Source organism: Nocardia carnea (genome assembly GCF_029869215.1).
GTDB classification, from domain to species: Bacteria; Actinomycetota; Actinomycetes; order Mycobacteriales; family Mycobacteriaceae; genus Nocardia; species Nocardia carnea_B.
In genome coordinates, this window is record NZ_JARWPM010000194.1 from 1 (window position 1) to 1,515 (window position 1,515).

Genomic DNA, 1,515 nt, shown 5'->3' on the forward strand with positions numbered 1-1,515 from the left:
GCCGACTACTTCCGCCAGCTCGGTGATTCGGCATACGGCACCGGCACCGAAATCGAATACACGAAACTGATGTATCTGTCGTCGCTGGGGCTGCTGGCGGCGGAACTCGCGGCGGCATTGATCTTCCCGCCCACCGCGCCGCCGGGCCGCGGGCGCCCGTCGGAGATGTCCCGGCGTTCCACGGCCGTCGGCCGCGCGGTGGAGGCAGGGACCACGCCCGGTATCTCCATCTCCTCCATCCCCTCCACCAGCTCGGAGAGTTTGGGCATCCGGGCCTTCTGCATTTCCAGCGGCGCCATCAAGTCGGAAGTCTTCTCCGCGATTTCCTTGCAGGCGCTCTGCGCCGCCTCGACAATCGCCTTCGCGATCTCCGAATAACTCAATTCGTCGATATCGTCGGCGAATTTCACATCGATCACCGCATTGTCGGCGTTCACCGTGACGCGGATCTTCTTACCCCGGGCGGTCCCGGTGGCGGTGATTTCGGCGCGCTGCTGCTGGATCCGTGCGATGGTGCGCATCTGCTCCCGCACACCGCCCATGATCGCGGCGAAATCGGCTTTGGCCTGTTCGTTGGTCATTCGCGCAGATATCCCGGTCAGCGCAGACCGTCGCGGTTGCCGTCTTCCATGTCTTGGAGGTAATCCGCGCTCTCGACCTGGCCCTTGTAGAAGGAATCCATGGTGCCGGCGACGTTCTCGGCACTGGAGATCAGGTTCGTCCTACCCGACCCGTAACCGTCGTTGTTCTGGCCGTTGTAGAAGGTGTTGCCCAGCGTATCGTTGCCCCACGGCGTGCCCCGGCCGTTGATGCTGGTCTCGAGGGTGTCGAGCACGCCCTTGACCCGGTCGCGCACCCCACCCGTACGTTCCGCGGCCGCCCTGAACGCTTCGTCGTTGTAATCGACCCTGTCGGCCATCGCGTCCACTCCTCCCGCGGTGCCGAGCCACCCCGCACCGTCATCACTGTCGGAATCGACGATGGCAGCCGGGAGCAAACCCGGTGTGATGCCGGTGTGAACGGCAGCTTTACCACGGTTTGCGAACAAGAACTACCGCGGCGCGCAACGATACTCGGGCGGCGCACGGCGGTGATCGCGGAAACAGCGCCGGTGAGCGGTGATTCAGCGCGAACTCTATCGCACCGGTATCACCCCGGGCGTCTGCCGATTCCCACCATTGGCAAGATCTCCGGTACGCGGCCGGGGTCCCTTCCGTACAGCCGCCCGGCCGGTTCGCATATTGCCCGGCAGGGCATGATCGACCGGTATGCGAGCCCTACTCCAACGTGTGTCCTCGGCGCAGGTGCGGGTCGACGGCGAAGTGGTCCGGCGGGGGGGTCGCGCGGCCGGCGGGGTAGGCGCGGGGTGGGGGGCCCGGGGGGCGCCCCGGGCGCTAGGCGCGCCCAAGACTGTATCGGTGAGGTCACCGAGCCGCATTTCCAGCCGGGTCTGGATGAGATCCTTGATATTCGGCCGGATGGCTGCCCACCGGGAGCTACCGGCCACCAGGTGCA

2 protein-coding genes are annotated in these 1,515 nt (G+C 65.9%); both read right to left on the reverse strand.

Features of this window, described 5'->3' with window-relative positions; all coding sequences use genetic code 11:
* Window positions 1–5 precede the first annotated feature (5 nt).
* Window positions 6–581, reverse strand: coding sequence for a YbaB/EbfC family nucleoid-associated protein (locus QH276_RS12940; protein ID WP_280406744.1), 576 nt, complete (start codon window positions 579–581; stop codon window positions 6–8).
* 17 nt (window positions 582–598) lie between these two features.
* A complete protein-coding gene (locus tag QH276_RS12945) occupies window positions 599–919 on the reverse strand; it encodes a hypothetical protein (RefSeq protein WP_280400310.1) in 321 nt (106 codons plus the stop codon).
* Window positions 920–1,515: the final 596 nt, after the last annotated feature.

Excerpts from the sequence above, each read along its gene's own strand:
- QH276_RS12940 (WP_280406744.1), bottom strand. The coding sequence starts at position 581 with ATGACCAACGAACAGGCCAAAGCCGATTTCGCCGCGATCATGGGCGGT.
- QH276_RS12945 (WP_280400310.1), bottom strand. The coding sequence starts at position 919 with ATGGCCGACAGGGTCGATTACAACGACGAAGCGTTCAGGGCGGCCGCG.